This is a genomic window from Paraburkholderia sp. GV068, assembly GCF_003058125.1.
GTDB classification, from domain to species: Bacteria; Pseudomonadota; Gammaproteobacteria; order Burkholderiales; family Burkholderiaceae; genus Paraburkholderia; species Paraburkholderia graminis.
The window spans coordinates 316,435-335,951 of record NZ_QBUB01000004.1; the positions used below are offsets into that span (position 1 = coordinate 316,435).

Consider the following 19,517-nt stretch of genomic DNA (forward strand, 5'->3'; position numbering starts at 1 on the left):
GGCCGTATGCGGAATCGCATCTTCCGATCTTTAAGGCGCGACGTTCAACGCGCATTTCACGCCAGATTTACGTAAGCGTCAATAGGTATTTTTGAGTGTCACTCAGAAAACGGGTTGACCCGGTTCATTGGCTTGCCGCTTGTGATAGCATCGAATCGACCGGGTTTTCGATACGAAGCTCGCCGATAAATTTGACCCCGACTCATATGACGGTTGCTATTAAGCCCGAACTGCCCGCGTCGCGTCGCCAGCCGGCCGGGCGCAAGTCGCAGCAGCGCGTGAAGGAAATTCTTCAGGCGGGCCGCGACGTGTTCTCCGAAAAGGGCTATGAACGCGCGACGACCGCGGAGATCGCTCAGCGGCTTGGCGTTTCGGAGGCCACCGTGTTCAGCTATTTCCGCGGCAAGCGCGAGTTGTGCGCGCGGGTGATCGGCGACTGGTACGACGAAATCATCGGCGCAATCGAATCCGGACTGCCGCGTGACGGCACCGTGCGTCAGCAGTTCGCGTTCATCGTGCGCACGCATTTGCGGCTGATGCTCGTGAACGGCACCGACCTCTGCGCGCTCGTGCTATCGGAAGGCCGCGCGCGGCATCATGAATTGAGCGAAGCGCTGACCGAATTGCAGCGCCGCTACACCGCACCGTTGATGCGCGTCCTCGCGCAAGGCCAGGAAAGCGGCCAGATTCGCGCGGACATGCCGTTGCGTTTATTACGCTCGATGGTGTTCGGGCCGATGGAGCATGTGTTGTGGGACGCGACGCTGGCGAAGCGGCATACCGACATCGAAGCCACCGCGGATCAGCTGATCGACGTGCTGTGGGCCGCGTTGACGCCGCCCGATCCCGCGGTGAATGCATTGCAGCAGTTCCGCGCGGAAGTGGCGGAAGCCAACCGGCGTTTTGACGAAGCCACGCGTGAAACGGCCGCGCGCGCCACGAACCCGGCCAGCGGCGAATAGCGCCTCCAGGCCGCCATCGGCACCGCTGTTGTAGTTCCAGCAATGCAGCGTTTCAGCGCATCGACCGTTGATCCGCTTGACAGTGTGCTTATACACACATAGAGTGCTTCCCATGAACCGCCCTATCTCCTACGACGAATGCAACTGCTTCGCGCTGCGCCAGGCGGCACGTCATGTCACGCAAATCTATGAGCGCCATCTCGGCCGCGTGGGCTTGACGGCTGCCCAGTTCACGATTCTTGCGAAGCTCGCGCGCACGCCTAATTTGCCGATATTAGACCTGGCGGACGCCATGGTGATGGAGCGCACCACGCTCCTGCGCGCGATGAAGCCCTTGCAGCGCGACGGACTGGTGGTGGCCGAATCGGCGGAACACGACGGCCGCACGTTTCTGTTCAGCCTGACGGAGCAAGGCGAAGCCATGTTCGATCAGGCCGCCATTGCGTGGCGCGCCGCGCAGGACGAATTCGAACAGAAGTTCGGCCGTGCGCGCGCCAAAATTCTTCGTACCGAACTCTTTAGCATCACCGACTAATTAGCGACTCGCCTGCTCGTTCAAACAGCGATCAGCTCGCCCTTAAATGTGCATATGCACTAACTGATAAGGAAACGCGGAAATGCAAGAACTGTTCGACGACGATTGCTTCGCAATCCGCCAGGCCGCGCGCTATGTCTCGCAAATATACGACCGGCACCTCGCTCATGTTGGGCTCACGATTACGCAGTTTTCGCTGCTAGGAAGGCTTAGACGCACTGGCGCGATGACCATGAAGCAAATGGCCGAAGCCATGCGCATGGAACGCACGACCCTCGTTCGCACCGTTCAGCCGCTGCGCCGCAACGGCCTCGTGTCGAGCGACGCACTCGGCGCCGACGCGCGCGCGCTGACCATCACGATCACGCGAGCGGGAGAAGAACGTCTGAAGGCGGGCGGTCAACATTGGCAGGCCGCGCAAGCCGAATTCGAGCATCGTTTCGGCGAACGGCGCGCGGCCGCATTGCGCGGCGAACTGTTTGCCGTCACCCACGATTCCAACTGAAGTCGCGGACACAGCGACATGCGGCTCGCGCAATCGTCGGGCCGCTTTTTTTCAACGTAAAGAGTGCATACACACAGGCCGACAACATGTCCACTACTCCATCGACTATCGCCCCGCCGAGTGCGGCGCAGACCGCGAGACCGGCACGGCGCATTCCGTGGATGCTGCTCGCGATCATCACCGTGCTTGCCGTGCTCGCGCTTGCGGTCTCGTACTGGTTCTTCGTCGGCCGCTTCTACGAGACAACGGACGATGCTTACGTGGGTGGCGACGTCACCGTGATGGCGCCGAAAGTCAACGGCTTCGTGACGAACGTGCTCGTGCGTGACAATCAGTTTGTCCACGCGAACGACGTGCTGATCCAGCTCGATGCACGCGATTACGACGCGCGGCTCGCGCAAGCCAGAGCGGAAGTGCGGAGCGCGCAAGCCGCAGTGATCGAACTGCAGGCGAAGAAATCGTTGCAGCTCGCCACCATCAACCAGCAGGCCGCCGAAGCGCGCGCGTCCGGCGCCGAATTGACGCGCAGCGCCGCGGATCAGACGCGCTACCGCGAACTCGTGAAGGACGATGCGGTGTCGAATCAGGTCGTCGAACGCGCGGATGCCGATCTCGTCAAGGCACGCGCGGCGGTCGATCGCAGCGCGGCCGCGTTGACCGCGGCGCAACGCCAGATTGCCGTGCTCGATGCGCAGATCGGCGACGCCGAGGCGCGCATCGCGACAGCGCAAGCCGCCGAGCGCGTGGCGGCGCTGAACGTGGAGTACACGACCATTCGTGCGCCGATCGACGGCTATATCGGCAATCGCACCGCGCGTGTCGGCGTGCTGGCGAGCGCGGGTGTGCCGCTCTTGACCGTGGTGCCGTCGGGCGGATTGTGGATCGACGCGAACTTCAAGGAAGACCAGTTGAAGAAGATGCGCGTGGGCGATAGCGTCGACGTCGATCTCGACGCGTTCAGCACGCCCATCCGCGGCGTGGTGGAAAGTCTGGCGCCGGCTACCGGCGCGACGTTCAGTGTGCTGCCCGCGGAAAACGCCACCGGCAACTTCACGAAGATCGTGCAGCGCGTGCCGGTGCGGGTGCATCTTACTGTGCCGAAGAACATGGAGGGCGCGTTGCGTCCCGGGCTCTCGGCCACGGTGAAAGTGCATGTCGATAGCGGCAAGACGCCGGCGCGCGGCTGAGCCCATCATGACGCAAGCTCTCGCCAACTCCGCCGGCCCTGCCACGCCCGCCGCCCTCGCCAACCCCGCCAACCCCGCCGACCTGCCGACGCGAATCAAAGTCCTCGCCTTCACGCTGATGTGCGTCGGCTTTTTCATGGCAACGCTCGACATCCAGATCGTTGCGTCGTCGCTGAAGGAGATCGGCGGCGGCTTGTCCGCGAGTCAGGACGAACTCTCGTGGGTGCAGACGTCGTATCTGATCGCCGAAATCGTGGTGATTCCCATGTCCGGCTGGCTCACGCGTGTGTTTTCCACGCGCTGGGTGTTCGCGTTTTCCGCGCTCGGCTTCACGATTGCGAGCATGTTGTGCGGCCTCGCGTGGGACATCAACTCGATGATCCTGTTTCGCGGCCTGCAAGGCGCGCTCGGCGCCGCGATGATTCCGACCGTGTTCACCACCGCGTTCGTGCTGTTTCCGGGCAAACAGCGGCTGATTGCATCGACCACGATCAGCGCGCTCGCCACGCTCGCGCCGACCATCGGCCCAGTGATCGGCGGCTGGATTACGTCGCAATGGTCGTGGCACTGGCTGTTCTATCTGAACCTGGTGCCGGGTGTCGCCGTCGCGCTGCTGGTGCCGAAATATGTGCACTTCGACAACGCCGACCTGTCGCTGCTGAAGAAGGGAGATTACTTCGGCATCCTGCTGATGTCAGGCTTTCTGGCTTGCCTCGAATACGTGCTGGAGGAAGGGCCGCGCAAGAACTGGTTCGGCGACGACGTGATCGTGACGTGTACGTGGATCACGGCGATTTGCGGTTTTCTGTTCATCGTGCATGCGTTCACCGCCAAAGAGCCGATCGTCGATCTGCGCGCGTTGGCCATCCGCAACTTCGGCATCGGCAGTCTGCTGTCGTTCATTACCGGCATCGGCATTTTCTGCGCGGTGTTTCTGACGCCCGTGTTCCTGTCGCGTGTGCGTGGTTTCGATTCGCTGCAGATTGGCGTGGCCTTGCTATCGGTCGGCTGTTTTCAGTTGGCCGCGATGGCGGTGTACTCGGTGGTCGCGCGCTTCGTCGACATGCGGATTCTGCTGGTGATCGGTCTCGTGCTGTTCGGCCTCGGCTGTTATCTGTATGTGCCGTTGACCAGTCAATGGGGCTGGCGTGAGTTGCTGATCCCGCAGGCGTTACGCGGCATCGGCCAGCAATTCTGTATCCCGCCGATTGTGACGATGGCGCTCGGTTCGTTGCCGATGTCGAGGCTTCGTTCCGCTAGCGGCCTCTTTAATCTGATGCGCAACCTCGGCGGCGCGATCGGCATTGCGGTGAGCAGCACGATGCTGAACGACCGCCTGAACCTGCACTACGAGCGGCTCGATGAACATCTGAACGCGGGGCGCCCGGTCGTCCAATCGGTGTTGCAGCAGCAGACCGCGCATTTCGCGGCAGTCGGCGGCAACGCGCTGAACGCGGCCAACGCCGGACTCGCGCAACTGCACGCGCTGGTGATGCGCGAAGCGCTCGTGCTCACGTTCTCCGACACTTTCTTCGCATTGTCGCTGTGTTTCGTGGTCGGGCTGTTGAGCGTGCTGTTATCGCGGCCGTTCGGTAATGCAGCGCCGCCGCCCGATGCCCATTAAGGAATTCGACATGAAACCGAACTTTGTCAAAGTACTGGCGAGCGCCGCGTTGCTGACGCTCGCGGCGTGCGCGGTGCAACCGGAAAAGCATGCGGATTTGCCGCTCACCGTGAAGACCGTCGCACCTGCCGCGTGGAATGTCGATGCGCCGCAAGACGCCGTGAGCGCCAACGCATGGTGGGCCCAATTCGGCGATCCGGTCATGCATCAACTGGTCGAATCCGCGTTGACCGGCAACCTCGATGTGCAGGCGGCAGTGGAGCGCGTCAGGCAGGCGCAAGACCTGGCGAAGCAGAATCGCGCGGCGCTGCTGCCTGAACTCAACGCGAGCGCCACCGCGTCGAACTCGCGCCAAAACACGCCGCCGCCCCTCGGCTATGTGCGCCAGGCCGGCGTCGGCTTGACGGCGAGCTGGACGCCCGACGTGTTCGGCGGCGAACGTCTCGCCGTGCTGGCCGCTCAGGCGCAAGTTTCGGGACGGCAGTCGGCATTGAACGAAGTGCGCCTCGCGCTCGCGGCGAATACGGCCGCAGCCTATATCGATCTGCGCTGGGCGCAAGCGCAGTTGCAGATTCTCAGCGACAACGAGACGATCCGCGCCCGCGCGCTGAAGCTCACGCAACAGCGTCTGCGCTACGGGCTGTCGACGCAACTGGACGTGGCGCGCGCGCAGAATCAGCTTGAGGATTTGCGGGCGCAGATTCCGCGCGTGCAATCGGCGGTGCAGCATCAATTGAGTTTGATCGCGGTGTATTCGGGGCGCACGCCAGAGAGCGTCGATACGCTGGTGCTCGCAAGCGCGCGCGAGATTCCGGTGCCCACGCAAAGCGCGCCGCAGACCTTGCCTTCGGAAGCGTTGTTGCAGCGGCCGGACGTACGCACCGCCTACGCGACGGTCGAGCAGCGCGCCGCGGAAGTGGGCGTGTCGAAAGCGCAGCGCTATCCGCAGTTCCGCCTCAATCTCGCCGACGGCCTGCTGGCCTCGTCTTATCTCGGCTTGCCGACGCTCACCGACAACCTGTTCAGTGCCGCGTTGAACGCGACGAGTCCGATCTTCAACGCCGGCCGCATCACCGCGAATATCGATGCGAGCGAAAGCCGCATGCGCGAATCGCAACTCGCGTTGCAGCAGACCATGCTGCAAGCGCTGAAGGAGATCGAGGACAACCGCAGCGATCTGGTCAACGGCGCAGTGCAGGTGCAGCGCCTTGGCGGTGCGCTGGATGCGTCGAACCAGGCGCTGCGTTTATCGAGCGAACTGTATAAGGGCGGCGCGTCGAGCTTCCTGGATGTGCTCGCCGCGCAGGAGGCGTATCTGCGTGACGCGGAGTCGTTGAACCAGGCGAAACGCGAGCATGCGCTTTCGGCCGTCTCGTTGTATCGGTCGCTGGGCGGCGGCTGGGATGTGCATGACGCAGTCGCGGCAGTGTCGGCAAACAACTGATCGACCGATGCTTTCGCCTACGTAAAGTCATCACGCCGGGAACAAATCATGCTGCACGACGGCTGAGTTCCTGCCGGGCCGGGTGATGAAAAAACTGCTCGAAATCTGCCTCGGCGTCGTGACCGGCGTCGGCGGCTTTCTGGAGATGGGCTCGCTGGCGACAGCCGTACAAGGCGGTGCCGCATTTCGCTTTCAGCCCGGCTGGGCCATCCTCGTCGGCACCGTGTGCCTCGTCTTTCTCACGGAGATGGCCGGCCGTTTCTCCGCAGTCAGCCGGCATACGATCGCCGACGGCATTCGCGACCGCTTCGGCGTGAAGTTCTTCCTGTTACCGCTCATCGCGGTCATCCTCGTCAATGCGCTGGTTATGTCGGCGGAAATAGGAGGCGTCAGCGTTGCGCTTGAGATGGCGACCGGCATCAAGCATCCTTGGTGGGCGTTTCCCGTCGCGTTGCTTGCGTGGTGTGTCTTGTGGCGCAGCACCTTCGGCGTAATCGAAAAAGGAACCTCGCTGCTCGGCCTCGTCACATTGAGCTTTGTCGCCGCGGCTATCGTGCTCAAGCCCGACTGGCATCAGGTGGCACGCGGTCTCGTGCCCAGCGCGCCGCATCACGATCCCGCGAACTACTGGTTCACGGTGGTCAGCATTCTCGGTGCGTCGATCACGCCTTCGCTGTACCTGTTCTATTCGTCAGGCGCTATCGAGGATCACTGGGACCGCGGCTATCTCGGCGCGAATCGGGCGATTGCCGGTTTGGGCATGGCCTTCGGCGGCGGGATTTCACTGGCTGTTCTGATTGCGGCCGCCGTCGTTTTTCCGGCGCACGGCATCACGCGCGTCGACGATTATCAGCAGTTGCCGCTGACGCTCGTCGCGGTGTTCGGCTTCTGGGGTTTCGTGCTGTTCATCGCGTCGCTCGCTTTCGCGTGCTTCGGCGCGACGCTGGAAATGGCGCTCGAGCAGGCGTACTTCGTCGCGCAAGGTTTCGGCTGGAACTGGGGCAAAAATCGCAAGCCGCGCGACGACCCAGGGTTTAGCCTCGTGTACACCTGCGCGCTCGCAATCAGCGCGATCCCGATTGCCGCGGGCGCCGATCCGCTGAAACTGACGGTGTTCTCGATGGCGCTGAGCGCGTTTAGCCTGCCGCTCACGGTCGTTCCGTTTCTCGTGCTGATGAACGACGAGAGTTATGTCGGACGTCATCGCAACGGCGCATTTTCCAATGCTGTCGTCACCGCGATCGTCGCGCTGAGCTTCGTGCTGGCAATCGTCACGCTGCCGCTGCAGATAGCCGGAGGCACATGATGGATCTCGTGCGAGACATACTCGACAAACAACTGGTGGATCGGCACGGCGCGAAGATGGGCCGCGTCGATGGAATCGTCGTTGAGCTGCGCCACGGCCGGCCGCCCGAGGTGATTGCGCTCGAGACCGGCCCGATAACCATAGGGCGACGCATCGGCAAGCGTGCCGCGGCCTGGGTCACGCGTCTCATGATCCGTATCGGCGGCCCACAGAACGGCGAGCCGTACCGCATTCCATGGAATCGCGTGCGCCGCATCGAGATCGATATCGGCGTGGACGCCGACGTGGCAGATACGCCGCTTGGCAAGCGGCAGAACTGGTTGCGCGAACATATTGTCGGACGCATTCCGGGGGCTCGGCGATGACACAACTCAACATCGAGCTTGTGCTCGGTCGCGAAGTGCGCTCTCGCGATGGCAAGCGACTCGGACACATAGAAGCAATCCATCTCGCACGCGACGGAGACTCGCTATTCATCAGCGAATTCCACATCGGCCCCGATGCGTTGCTTGAGCGTCTCGCGGTGGGATTATTGCCGCAGTGGCTGCGTGAAGTGGTCCATCGCAGGAATCAGTCGCGCCGCCATCGGCTTGCGTGGGACCAGATGGACCTTAGCGATCCGCGACATCCGCGGCTGATTTGCGACGAAGCTGAACTCATAAAGCACGCGCGTGCAGGTGACGGCCGGGCGTGAAGCCGTGTTGCGTTGAAGTGTCCGAAGGAACGTCACGTCAACTCAACGAGGCATCGAACGGCGCAAGTCAGTCGACCAGTTGCGGGTCGTCAATCGCTCCCGTCAGCAACTGAAGAAACGCCTGCATCGCGACCGGCAACGATCGGCCTGCCATCGTCTGAATCTGAAGCGTGCGTTGATGCAATGCAGGGTTGCGAATCGGCAGCGCGGCGAGGCCGTCCGCGGCGAGCCGGCTGCGTACCGTCAGCAGCCCGGTCAACGTCACCGCATCCGTTTGGCGCACGAAGCTTTGCAGCGCCGGGTGATAGTTGCTCACGAACACGGGATCGAACACGAGCCCTTCGAGGCTGCATGCAATGTCGAATAGCTGACGGATCGTCACGCCCGTATTGTTGATCGCGAACGGCCACTGCAGAAGATCCGCGAGCGTCACGGAGTCCTGCTTGCAAAGAGGATGATCGCGCCGCAGAAGCGCAAAGATCGGCGCGCGCTGCGAGTACACCACGTTGATGTCCTTCTCGGGCGCGATGCTGAAGCACACGGCAATGTCGGCGGTGCCTTCGCGCACGCGCTGCGTCGCGGCCGACGGCGCCGCTACGTCGAGCTGGAAATGCGTCGCCGGATGCGTCTTCAGAAAGCGCGCGAACACCTGCGGCAAGAAATGCGGCGCGACGCCTTCCGAACTCGCGACGCGAATCGTCGCGCGTCCGCCGTTGGTCAGCCCGCGAATTTCCTCGGTCACGCGCTCGGCGTCGAGCAGGCTGCGCTGCGCGTGTTCGGCCAGCAAACGCCCCGCATCGCTCAATACCATGCCGCGCGGACGCCGCTCGAAAAGCGCCGCGCCCACCTCTTCCTCGAGCTTCGCGATCTGCCTGCTCAGTGCGGACACGGCCACGTACAGCCGCGTCGATGCCTGGCTGAGCGAACCGCTGCGAGCCACCTCCAGAAAATAACGCAGTGCGGTGTTGTCCATATCGGTCGAGCTGCCCTTTGCCGTTTCGGCAACGATCGGTGCCAAATATTGTAATTGTCCACAAATATCGTCCACGCCAGGATTGCAGATAACGCCTCATCAACCGTTAGCGCCGCGGCGCGCCATTGCGCCATTGGAGAACCATGTTGACACGCGACACCGCCATCCACCAGGCGACGGATCAGTACGACTCCGGCCGTTTTCTCGACGACCTGCAGCGCCGAGTCGCGCTTCGCACGGAAAGCCAGGAAGCCGACAGCGGCGCGCGCCTGCACGCTTATCTGAGCGGCGAAATCACGCCGACGCTGACGCAAATGGGCTTCACCTGCCGCATCGTCGACAATCCCGCTGCGGGCGCCGGGCCGTTTCTGGTGGGGCACCGCCACGAGGGCGACGGCTTGCCGACCGTGCTGACCTACGGCCACGGCGACGTGGTGCGCGGCTACGACGCGCAGTGGCGCGAAGGTCTGGGACCGTGGCGCGTGACGATCGAAGGCGAACGCTGGTACGGCCGCGGCACCGCTGACAACAAGGGCCAGCACAGCATCAACCTGGCGGCGCTGCAAGCGGTGCTCCGCGCGCGCGGCGGCAAGCTCGGCTTCAATCTGAAAGTGCTGTTCGAAACCGGCGAGGAAGTGGGTTCGCCGGGCCTGCACGCGGTCTGCGCGCAGTTGCGCGACGAACTGGCCGCCGACGTGCTGATCGCCTCGGACGGCCCTCGCCTCGCCGCGCAACGTCCGACGATTTTCCTCGGCTCGCGCGGCCTCGTGAATTTCCGCCTCGACGTGAAGCTGCGCGACGGCGGCCATCATTCGGGCAACTGGGGCGGCTTACTGCGCAATCCCGCGGTGGTGCTCTCGAACGCGATTGCGTCGATGGTCGACGCGAACGGCCGCATCCTCGTTGAAGGCTTGCGCCCGCCGCCCGTGCCCGACGCGGTCCGCCAGGCGCTTGCCGACATCGCTGTAGGCGGCAATCCGGGCGAGCCGGAAGTGGATGCCGACTACGGCGAGCCTGGCCTCACGCCGACCGAGCGAGTGTTCGGCTGGAACAATCTCGAGGTGCTCGCATTCCGTACGGGTAATCCCGAGAAGCCGGTCAATGCGATTCCGCCGCACGCGTTCGCGTACATGCAGATCCGCTTCGTGGTCGGCACCGATTGGGAAAATCTCGAACAAATCCTGCGGCGGCATCTCGACGAGAACGGCTTCAGCATGGTCGATATCGACGTCGAACGCGGCATGCCGGCAACGCGCGTCGATCCTCTCGATCCGTGGGTGCAGTGGGCGTTGCGCTCGATGCGGCAAACGACCGGCGTCGAGCCCGTGCTGCTGCCGAATCTCGGCGGCACCTTGCCCAACGACGCGTTCGCCGACGTGCTCGGCATGCCCACGCTGTGGATTCCGCATTCGTATCCGGGCTGCTCGCAACATGCGCCCGACGAGCATCTGCTCGGTCCGGTGGTGCGGGAAGGACTCGGCATCATGGCCGGCCTTTTCTGGGACCTCGGCGCGCAGGATGCCGACGCGCCTCATCGCGCGAACGGCAGTGCATCGCAACTTCCACGAAACGTTGCACAAGGACAACCGTCATGAGCACCGATACCGCCACCGCAGCCGGCACGATCGCGGCGCCTGCATCGAACGCGCACCTGTCGCGTCTGATCCTCGCGACGTCCATCGGCAACGCGCTCGAGTTTTACGACCTCGTCGTGTACGGCTATTTCGCCACGGTTCTATCGCGCCTGTTCTTTCCGGCTCACGACAAAACCGTGTCGCTTCTGCTGACGCTCGGCACTTTCGCGCTGTCGTATCTGGCGCGGCCTGTGGGCGCGCTCGTGCTCGGCTCGTTCAGCGACCGCAAGGGCCGCAAGGCATCGCTGACGCTCTCCATCGCGTTGATGACGCTCGGCACCGGGCTCGTCGCGCTGATGCCGCCGTATGCGGCGATCGGCGTGCTCGCGCCGATCGGCATCTTCGCGTCACGGCTTCTGCAAGGCTTTTCGGCCGGCGGCGAGTTCGGCAGTTCGACGGCGTTTCTGATCGAGCATGCGCCTCAGCGCAAAGGCTTCATGGCAAGCTGGCAGTTCTCAAGCCAGGGCGCAAGCACGCTGCTCGCGTCCGCGTTCGGCGCCGTGCTGACAAGTACGCTGACACAGGATCAACTCGAAGGCTGGGGTTGGCGCATTCCGTTTTTATTCGGGATGCTAATCGGTCCGGTCGGGCTTTATATCCGCCGACGCATCGACGAAACGCCGGAATTCGAGCGCGCCGAAAAAGCCGCCTCGCCCGTGCGTGAACTGCTGGCCACGCAGAAGTCGCGCGTGCTCGTGTCGATCGGCGCGCTCGTGCTGACCACCACGGCCAACTACATGCTGCTGTACATGCCGACGTATGCGTCGCGTCAACTGGGCCTCGCGCCGTGGGCGGGTTTCGTCGCGACCTTGCTGGCCGGCTTCATCATGATGGTGCTCACGCCGATAGTCGGTCACTGGTCCGACAAAGTGGGCCGCACGCGCATCATGCTCGGCGCCGGCGTGCTGTTCCTCGTCACCGTCTATCCGGCCTTCATGCTGATGAACGCGCATCCGTCGCTCGTGACGCTGCTCGCCGCCGTCGTATGGGTCGCGCTGCTCAAGGCGACTTACTTCGCGCCGATTCCCGCGCTGATGTCGGAGCTGTTCCCGACCCGCACGCGCACGACTGGCATGGCGCTCGGCTACAACATCGGCACCACCGTATTCGGCGGCTTCACGCCGCTCGCCGTGGCGGCGCTGATCGCGGCAACCGGCAACAATCTCGCGCCGGGTCTTTATCTGATGCTCGCGGCTGTCATCAGCCTCGGCACACTCGTCTGGGCGCGTGCGCGGCTGAACGCGCGCTGATCGTCCAATCACGCTGAACCCGTTAATAGCAGGAAATCTGGAATGCAAGAAGATTTGCAACGAGCCGTGCAGTTTGCAGTTGAACATGAGTCGCTGTGGGATCGTCACGTCGACGGCGCATGGGGTGTGCATGTGAACGATCCGCCGCCGTGGAATCGCTTGCTCGGCCCCGTACACGATCGCGGGCCGGTGTCGGGCGCGATCGCCGTCGACGGCCGTGTGCTGACCACCTGGGGCGAGCCCGATCGCGCGGACCTGACCTTCAGCGTCGCGAAGATGTACCTCGCGTTGCTCGCAGGCGTCGCGCACGATCGCGGCTTGCTGCCCGATGTCGACGAGCCTGTGCATCTGCGCGTGCCCAACATCGGTTTCGACGACGAGCACAACGCAGCCGTCACATGGGCGCAACTGCTTCAGCAAACCAGCGAGTGGCAAGGCACGTATTTCGGTTTGTCCGACCAGGCCGATCACTATCGCGCCGTTAACTTCGCCGCACCGCCGGATGGCAAAAAGGGCGACTTGCGTCCGTTGCAGCGTCCCGGCACGTACTGGGAATACAACGACGTGCGGATCAACCAGTTGTCGCTCGCGCTGCTTCATCTGTTTCGTCGACCGTTGCCCGAGGTCTTTCGCGAAGCCATCATGCGCCCTGCCGGCGCCAGCGAAAACTGGCAATGGGTCGGCTACGACAACGCATGGGTCGAGATAGACGGACGGCGCATGCAATCGGTGCCGGGCGGCACGCATTGGGGCGGCGGCATGTCGGTGAGCGCAAACGATCAACTCAAGGTCGCGCAGATGCTGCTCGACGAAGGCGTGGCGAACGGCCGCCGTGTTCTGTCGCAAGAATGGATCGCGCGCATGCGCACGCCTTGCGCGATCGCGCCGTTTTACGGCTATCTCGTGTGGCTCAATACCGGCCGCAAGGTGTTCCCGAGCGTGCCGGCATCGAGCTATTTCGGCGTCGGCGCGGGCAGTTCCTTTACGTGGATCGAGCCCGAGCGACGCATGACCGTTGTGGTCCGCTGGTTGAATCCGGCTGCCGCCAACGAGTTCTTTGGACTGGTGCTCGATGCGGTCGATGCCGTCCTCAGCGCGTGACATGTTCCGCCGCGAATCGCGAAGTCGAAGTGCGCAGAGGCCGGCGCGATGCCGGCCATCTGTCGTCTAGAACGCGCTTTTGATGACGCCCCCATCGGCGCGCAACGAAGCGCCGGTCGTGGCCGACGCAAGCGGACTGGCGATATACGCGACGAGGGACGCGATTTCCTGCGGCGAACCGAATCGCTTGATGAGCGATGTGGGACGCACCTTCTCGAAGAACTCCTTCTCGAATGCTTCGAACGATTTGCCGTCGGCCTTCGCGAGCGTCTCCACGAATTCGCCCACGCCGCGCGATTTGGTCGGCCCCGGCAGCACGCTGTTGACCGTAATGCCCGTGCCCGCGACGGCTTCGGCCAGCCCGCGCGAGACCGCGAGTTGTGCGGTTTTCGTCACGCCGTAGTGGATCATTTCGGCGGGAATCTGCACGCCGCTTTCGCTCGAAATGAAAATAATGCGCCCCCAGTTCGCCTGCTTCATCGCGGGCAGATACAGGCGGGCAAGGCGTACGCCGCTCAGCACATTGACGTCGAAGAAACGCTGCCAGTCTGCGTCGGGAATCTCTTCAAACGGCTTCGGCTCGAAAATGCCCAGGTTATTGACCAGAATTTCGACAGCGGGATAGCGTCGCGCGAGTTCGTCGGCTGCGGCGGCCGTGCTCAGGTCACCTGCAAATCCTACGACGTCGCCGCCGGTGTCCGCTTTCAGTTGCGCGACCACTTCATCCACCGACGACTGCGAGCGGCCATTGACGATCACACGAGCGCCTTCCTGCGCCAATGTGCTGGCGATAGCGAGGCCGATGCCGGCCGTGCTTCCGCTAACCAGTGCGAGTTTGCCTTTCAGGTTCAGGTCCATCAGCAATTTTCCTTTTCCGTGGATGAAATAGAAATGACGGCATCCGGTGTTGAACAACCGGATGCCGTCATGCTGATATTGACATACTCGCTATCTATTCGCGCTCGCCTCCACTAATTCAATGCGCGTTCGAACCAACCGGCGCTTCGCTCGCAGACGCTGGTTCCGCTGGCGGATGCGCGGCCGGCCGCAACTCTTCAATCTCGTCGATGTTCTCCCGATTCAGCACCACACGCGCCCTGTCCATATCAAGCTGCCCTTCCCAACGCGCGACCACGACAGTCGCAACGCCATTGCCGATCAGGTTCGTGACCGCACGCGCCTCGTTGAGGAAGCGGTCGACACCGAGCAGTAATACGAGCCCTTCGACGGGAATCTTGTGCATCGACGCAAGCGTTGCCGCCAATGCAACGAATCCCGCTCCCGCGACACCCGCTGAACCTTTTGACGTCAGCAACAGCACGGCGAGTACGAGCAACTGGTCCCAGATCGACAGATGAATGTTCATGGCCTGCGCGATGAACAAGGCCGCCATCGTCAGGTAAATTGCAGTGCCATCCGCATTGAACGTGTAGCCGGTCGGCAGCACCATGCCGACTACCGGACGTGAGCATCCCATCTTCTCCATCTTGATCAGCATTTGCGGCAATACGGCTTCGGTCGACGCCGTGCCAAGCGTAATCAGAATTTCGTCCTTGATATAGCGAAGGAACTTCCAGAGCGAAAGTCCGCATAGCCGCATCACGAAGCCAAGCACCACAACGACAAAGAAAATCGACGTCAGATACAGGCAAAGCATCAGTTCGCCGAACGACGCCAGCGTGCCGATACCGTACTTCGCGATCGTGAACGCCATGCCGCCGAACGCACCGATCGGTGCAACGTACATGACGATCCGCACCACCCCGAACATGCCCTGCAAGAACATGTCGAGCATGTCGACAAACGGCGCGGTCCGTGGACCGAGCTTGGCAAGCGAGATGGCGAGAAGAACGGAGAAGAAAATGATCGGCAGCATTTCGCCATTTGCGAATGCCCCGACAATGCTGTTCGGAACAATGCTCATGAAAAACTCGAGCATGCCGTGTTGCTTCGCCGCGTGCGTGTAAGTCGCGATTGCCGCGCCGTCGATATGCGACGGATCGACGTTCATTCCGCTACCCGGCTTGATGACATTGACGACCACCATTCCAATCAAGAGCGCAATCGTCGATGCAACTTCAAAGTAAACAACGGCCTTCACGCCGACCCGCCCCGCTTCATGAAGATCGTTCATGCGCGCAATGCCGACCACGACAGAGGCAAAGATGATCGGTGCAAGCAGCATCCGGATCAGCTTGATGAAGAGATCGCCCAATGGCTTGAGTTGTGAGCCAATGTCCGGATAGAAGTGCCCGACGAGGATACCGGCGACGATGCCGATGAGAACCTGCACGTAGAGCTTCGAGACGATTTTCCTGCCTTTCGATACCAGCATGTCTGTCTCCTGTGACTGGCGTCTTCTGGAAAGAGGACGTGCGGCCACAGCGGAGCAACCCGCCCTGGCGACCACGGCTCGCTTTCGCCTTCGTTGTATTTTTTATGTGTGCACCGACGGGCGCCGCCGGTGCATTTTTACTGCGAGGTTTTATACGGACAGCTTGCGCATTTCGGCGATCAGATCCGACTTGCCTTCAAAGCCAATGCCTGGCAAGTCCGGCATCGTGATGTAGCCGTTATCGACCTTGACGCCATCGGGGAAGCCGCCATACGGCTGGAACAGGTCCGGATACGACTCGTTTCCGCCGAGGCCGAGTCCAGCCGCGATGTTCAGCGACATCTGATGGCCGCCGTGGGGAATGCAGCGGCTCGGCGACCAGCCGTGCTGACGCAGCATGTCGAGCGTGCGCAGGTATTCGACGAGGCCATAGCTCAACGCGCAGTCGAACTGCAGCCAGTCGCGGTCGGGACGCATGCCGCCGTAGCGGATCAGGTTGCGGGCATCCTGCATCGAGAACAGGTCTTCGCCGGTTGCCATCGGGTTGTCGTAATAGTTGCGCAGCGTGGCTTGCAATTCGAAGTCGAGCGGATCGCCCGGTTCCTCGTACCAGAACAGGTCGTATTGCGAGAGCGCCTTCGCGTACTGAATCGCGGTATCGAGATCGAAGCGGCCATTCGCGTCGACGGCGAGTTTCTGGCCGTCTTGCAGCACGCTGAGAATCGAGTCGATGCGGCGCAGATCTTCATCGAGCGACGCGCCGCCAATCTTCTTCTTCACGACCGTATAGCCGCGGTCGATATAGCTGCGCATCTCGTCTTTCAGCTTCTCGTGATCCTGACCGGGGTAGTAATAGCCGCCCGCCGCATACACGAAGATCTTGCGATCCGGCTGGCCATTGCCGTAGCGGTCCGCGAGCAACTGGAACAGCGGCTTGCCTTCGATCTTCGCCACTGCATCCCAGATCGCCATGTCGATCGTGCCGATTGCAACCGAGCGCTCGCCATGACCGCCGGGCTTTTCGTTGGTGAACATGGTCGCCCAGATCTTGTGCGGATCGAGGTTGTCGCCTGCATCGTTGACGAGAGAGGCAGGGTCCGCTTCGAGAATGCGCGGAATGAAGCGCTCGCGCATCAGCTTGCCCTGGCCGTAGCGGCCGTTCGAGTTAAAGCCGTACCCGACCACCGGCTTGCCGTCGCGGATCACATCGGTGATGACGGCGACCAGACTCAGCGTCATCTTGCTGAAGTCGATATACGCGTTGCGGATCGGGGAACTGATCGGAACGGTCTTTTCGCGGATTTCAACGATTCTCACGGCACAGTCTCCAGAGTTTTGGCAGAGGATTGCGATACGTCGATTGCAATATGTGACGTAGCTTAATCGCCGGAAACGCTGCTAAACTGCACTTCGATTCATTTCATTTTTCACATTCGGTGAATACTGCCACCCAACCCGCCACCGACTTCGAGTTTTTCATTCTGCTTGCGAAACTGCGGAGCTTGTCCGGTGCGGCGCGAGCGCTCGATCTGTCGCCGCCCGCGGCAACGAAGCGACTCGGCGTGATCGAGCAGCGCCTCGGCGTGCGCCTCGTGAATCGAACCACACGAAGCGTGAGTCTCACGCCCGAAGGCGAAACGTATCTGCGATATGCGTCGCAAATCGTCGGGCAAGTGCGCGAGATGGAAGAGGCGATTTCGGGAGCGAAGCGCGACCCGCAAGGTCTTCTGCGCATCAACGCGACGCTCGGATTTGGCCGCACGACGATTGCCCCGCTCGTCTCGGAGTTCGCGAAGCGCTTTCCGGCCGTCGAAGTTCAGTTCGAAGTAACGGACCGCCCCGTCGATCTGGTCGAAGGCGCGTTCGATATGGCAATCCGGTTCGGCGAACTACCGGACAGCCGGCTCAGCGCGCGGCGCATCATGAGCAACCGCCGCTTTCTCTGCGCATCGCCGAAGTACCTGGAGAAGTACGGCACGCCCGAGCGCGTTGAAGATCTCGCCGAACACCGCTGCATCATCCATCGGCAAAACGACGATGCGTACGGCGTCTGGCGCTATATCGTCAACGACCATATCGAGGCGATCAAGGTAAAAGGCGCGCTGTCCAGCAACGACGGCGACATCGTGCTTCGCTGGGCATTGGACGGGCACGGAATCCTGATCCGCTCCGAATGGGATCTGGCCAAGTACGTGCAGAGCGGACGACTCAATCTCGTGTTGCCCAACACGGTGCTTCCATCGGCCGATCTGTTTGTCTATTACCCTCGGCAGAAGAACCAGACGGTTCGCGCGCGCGCCTTCATCGACTTTTTGGTCAGCCGGTTTCAGGCGCCGTTCACGCCGGTCGAGACAGGCGTTCAACCGCGCGAACGGAATAAACGAAACGCGCGCAAATGATTGCGACGTGCCTAGTGCCCTGAGCCACTCACGCCGTCGCTTGCTCTACTGCGGCCACGCTCTGTCTGTTTTTATCCATGAACAGCACGGCTATCGTGGCAATCACCGCAGGCGCCGCAATGGCGACGAAGTTCAGCTTCAGCGGCAACGCCATTTCCATCAGAATGCCGATGATGATCGGCGCGAGAATTGCCCCGCTTCGGCCAAACCCCGACGCCCAGCCGATTCCCGTCGATCGGATCGCCAGCGGATAAAACTGCCCCGCATATGCGTAAGTGAGAATCTGCGTACCGATCGTCGACGCACCCGCGAGTCCAACCACGAAGAACAGTACCGGCGTCGGCATCTTGAACCCGAGCAACGTGATCGACACGGCGGCGAGCGCATACATGCAAGCCAGCACATGCTTGATGTTGAAGCGATCCGCGAGCCACCCGCCGCCGATCGCGCCGATCATCGCGCCGAGGTTCAGCACCAGCACGAACGTCAGCGCCGAGCCGAGCGTGTAGCCGGCGCTCGCCATCAATTTCGCGAGCCACGAACTCAGCGCGTAGACCATGAAGAGGCACATGAAGAAGGCGATCCACAGCATGACGGTGCCGAACGCGCGTCCATCCTGGAACAGCTTGCCGATCGGCGTCGCGCGCGCCGTGCCGCCATCGGACAAAACGAAGCGGTCGCCTTCCTGCGGAACGTAATCGGGCACGAGACGCGCGGCGATGGAGCGCAACGCGTCGGTGCGGCCCGTGCGAAACAGGAACGCCATCGACTCCGGCATCATTCGCAATACGAACGGAATCAGCAGAACCGGCAGACCCGCGGCGATGAACACGGACTGCCAGCCGAAGCGCTCGATCAAGCCTTTGCCCAGCAGCGCCGCCAGCATGCCGCCGACCGAATAGCCGCTGAACATCAACGTCACCATCGTGCTGCGGATTTTGCGCGGCGAGTACTCGGACATTTGCGCGACCACGTTGGGCATCACGCCGCCGATACCCAATCCGGCGACGAAGCGAAACGCGCCGAACGTCACCGGGTCCCTGGCGAAGCCGGCCGCCGCGGTAAACACGCTGAACAGCAAGACGCAAGCAGCGATTGTCCAGCGCCGGCCGATACGATCCGCGATCGTGCCGAAGATCACCGCGCCGAACATCATCCCGAACAACGCGGTGCTGACCATGAAGCCGGCGCTGGTCGCCTTGATGCCCATCTCCTTCATGATCGACGGCAACGCGATGCCCGCGACCGCCAGATCGTAGCCGTCGAAGATGATCACCAGCGTGCACATGGCGAGCACGATTGCATGTAGACGCGTAAAGCGCGCGTCGTCGCCAAGCTTGTGAATGTCGATGTGCCGCATGTTGGTTCTCCTTGAACCGGCTTGAACGAGGCGCACGCGCACGGCGTGCCAGGAACAGGTGTAGCTGGCGGCCTGATTGGGATTGCCGCTCGTGTAAGTGCCCTTGGCGGGATACAGGCGCGGCTGTATTGCCGTTCGTTAGTTCGATGCACGCGGCGGCAGCGTTAGCCGCATCGCCAAACCCGCTCGCCCCCGAGTGAATGCACTA

18 protein-coding genes are annotated in these 19,517 nt (G+C 62.3%); 13 read left to right on the plus strand and 5 right to left on the minus strand.

Going from position 1 to position 19,517, the window contains the following annotated elements:
• Positions 1 to 206 precede the first annotated feature (206 nt).
• The 9 genes from C8K18_RS11490 (at position 207) to C8K18_RS11530 (ending at position 8,257) form a co-directional block, all read left to right on the plus strand.
• Positions 207 to 962 carry a TetR/AcrR family transcriptional regulator gene (locus C8K18_RS11490; protein ID WP_107707523.1) on the plus strand — a complete coding sequence of 252 codons (756 nt, stop codon included), beginning with the start codon at positions 207 to 209 and terminating at the stop codon, positions 960 to 962.
• A gap of 112 nt (positions 963 to 1,074) precedes the next feature.
• On the plus strand, positions 1,075 to 1,497 hold the full coding sequence (locus C8K18_RS11495) for a MarR family winged helix-turn-helix transcriptional regulator (RefSeq protein ID WP_006046554.1): 423 nt from the start codon (positions 1,075 to 1,077) through the stop codon (positions 1,495 to 1,497).
• Between the two features lie 82 nt (positions 1,498 to 1,579).
• Positions 1,580 to 2,002 (plus strand): MarR family winged helix-turn-helix transcriptional regulator, encoded by a 423-nt coding sequence (locus tag C8K18_RS11500; protein ID WP_053859357.1) that lies wholly within the window; start codon positions 1,580 to 1,582, stop codon positions 2,000 to 2,002.
• Between the two features lie 86 nt (positions 2,003 to 2,088).
• Entirely contained in the window at positions 2,089 to 3,189 is a 1,101-nt protein-coding gene (locus C8K18_RS11505) for an HlyD family secretion protein (RefSeq protein WP_181324857.1), read from the plus strand.
• Positions 3,190 to 3,196: 7 nt separating this feature from the next.
• Positions 3,197 to 4,813 carry a DHA2 family efflux MFS transporter permease subunit gene (locus C8K18_RS11510; RefSeq protein ID WP_258196102.1) on the plus strand — a complete coding sequence of 539 codons (1,617 nt, stop codon included), beginning with the start codon at positions 3,197 to 3,199 and terminating at the stop codon, positions 4,811 to 4,813.
• Positions 4,814 to 4,823: 10 nt separating this feature from the next.
• Positions 4,824 to 6,257: an efflux transporter outer membrane subunit gene (locus C8K18_RS11515; protein WP_107707609.1), complete on the plus strand. Its 1,434-nt coding sequence runs from the start codon at positions 4,824 to 4,826 to the stop codon at positions 6,255 to 6,257.
• An 85-nt stretch (positions 6,258 to 6,342) separates the two neighbouring features.
• The gene (locus C8K18_RS11520; RefSeq protein WP_107707525.1) at positions 6,343 to 7,563 is read left to right on the plus strand and encodes an NRAMP family divalent metal transporter; all 1,221 of its coding nucleotides are present in this window, start codon (positions 6,343 to 6,345) and stop codon (positions 7,561 to 7,563) included.
• Positions 7,560 to 7,928: a hypothetical protein gene (locus tag C8K18_RS11525; RefSeq protein ID WP_258196103.1), complete on the plus strand. Its 369-nt coding sequence runs from the start codon at positions 7,560 to 7,562 to the stop codon at positions 7,926 to 7,928. Before C8K18_RS11520 ends, C8K18_RS11525 begins: the two co-directional genes overlap by 4 nt.
• Positions 7,925 to 8,257, plus strand: a complete 333-nt coding sequence (locus C8K18_RS11530) for a hypothetical protein (protein ID WP_107707527.1) — start codon at positions 7,925 to 7,927, stop codon at positions 8,255 to 8,257. Before C8K18_RS11525 ends, C8K18_RS11530 begins: the two co-directional genes overlap by 4 nt.
• A 67-nt stretch (positions 8,258 to 8,324) precedes the next feature.
• Here C8K18_RS11530 and C8K18_RS11535 read toward each other — a convergent pair whose 3' ends face one another.
• The gene (locus C8K18_RS11535; protein ID WP_006046546.1) at positions 8,325 to 9,230 is read right to left on the minus strand and encodes a LysR family transcriptional regulator; all 906 of its coding nucleotides are present in this window, start codon (positions 9,228 to 9,230) and stop codon (positions 8,325 to 8,327) included.
• A 146-nt stretch (positions 9,231 to 9,376) separates the two neighbouring features.
• Between C8K18_RS11535 and C8K18_RS11540 the strand changes: the two genes are divergently transcribed.
• Genes C8K18_RS11540 through C8K18_RS11550 form a run of 3 tightly spaced genes read left to right on the plus strand, consistent with a single transcriptional unit; the run spans position 9,377 to position 13,215 of the window.
• Positions 9,377 to 10,825 carry a M20 family metallopeptidase gene (locus C8K18_RS11540; protein WP_107707610.1) on the plus strand — a complete coding sequence of 483 codons (1,449 nt, stop codon included), beginning with the start codon at positions 9,377 to 9,379 and terminating at the stop codon, positions 10,823 to 10,825.
• The gene (locus tag C8K18_RS11545) at positions 10,822 to 12,114 is read left to right on the plus strand and encodes an MFS transporter (protein ID WP_053859361.1); all 1,293 of its coding nucleotides are present in this window, start codon (positions 10,822 to 10,824) and stop codon (positions 12,112 to 12,114) included. The genes C8K18_RS11540 and C8K18_RS11545 overlap by 4 nt, the downstream gene beginning before the upstream one ends.
• A 42-nt stretch (positions 12,115 to 12,156) precedes the next feature.
• The gene (locus C8K18_RS11550; protein WP_107707528.1) at positions 12,157 to 13,215 is read left to right on the plus strand and encodes a serine hydrolase; all 1,059 of its coding nucleotides are present in this window, start codon (positions 12,157 to 12,159) and stop codon (positions 13,213 to 13,215) included.
• Between the two features lie 66 nt (positions 13,216 to 13,281).
• On the opposite strand, the gene C8K18_RS11555 is transcribed toward C8K18_RS11550, so the two are convergent.
• The 3 genes from C8K18_RS11555 to C8K18_RS11565 all read right to left on the minus strand — a co-directional run bounded on the left by C8K18_RS11555 (position 13,282) and on the right by C8K18_RS11565 (position 16,867).
• A complete protein-coding gene (locus C8K18_RS11555; RefSeq protein ID WP_053859363.1) occupies positions 13,282 to 14,073 on the minus strand; it encodes an SDR family NAD(P)-dependent oxidoreductase in 792 nt (263 codons plus the stop codon).
• 118 nt (positions 14,074 to 14,191) lie between these two features.
• Positions 14,192 to 15,550 (minus strand): C4-dicarboxylate transporter DctA, encoded by a 1,359-nt coding sequence (gene dctA / locus C8K18_RS11560; RefSeq protein WP_107707529.1) that lies wholly within the window; start codon positions 15,548 to 15,550, stop codon positions 14,192 to 14,194.
• A 150-nt stretch (positions 15,551 to 15,700) separates the two neighbouring features.
• On the minus strand, positions 15,701 to 16,867 hold the full coding sequence (locus C8K18_RS11565; protein WP_006052121.1) for a mandelate racemase/muconate lactonizing enzyme family protein: 1,167 nt from the start codon (positions 16,865 to 16,867) through the stop codon (positions 15,701 to 15,703).
• 119 nt (positions 16,868 to 16,986) lie between these two features.
• Here C8K18_RS11565 and C8K18_RS11570 point away from each other — a divergent pair, with 119 nt between their 5' ends.
• Positions 16,987 to 17,949 (plus strand): LysR family transcriptional regulator, encoded by a 963-nt coding sequence (locus C8K18_RS11570; RefSeq protein WP_107707530.1) that lies wholly within the window; start codon positions 16,987 to 16,989, stop codon positions 17,947 to 17,949.
• Between the two features lie 28 nt (positions 17,950 to 17,977).
• On the opposite strand, the gene C8K18_RS11575 is transcribed toward C8K18_RS11570, so the two are convergent.
• Positions 17,978 to 19,309: an MFS transporter gene (locus C8K18_RS11575; protein ID WP_107707531.1), complete on the minus strand. Its 1,332-nt coding sequence runs from the start codon at positions 19,307 to 19,309 to the stop codon at positions 17,978 to 17,980.
• Positions 19,310 to 19,517: the final 208 nt, after the last annotated feature.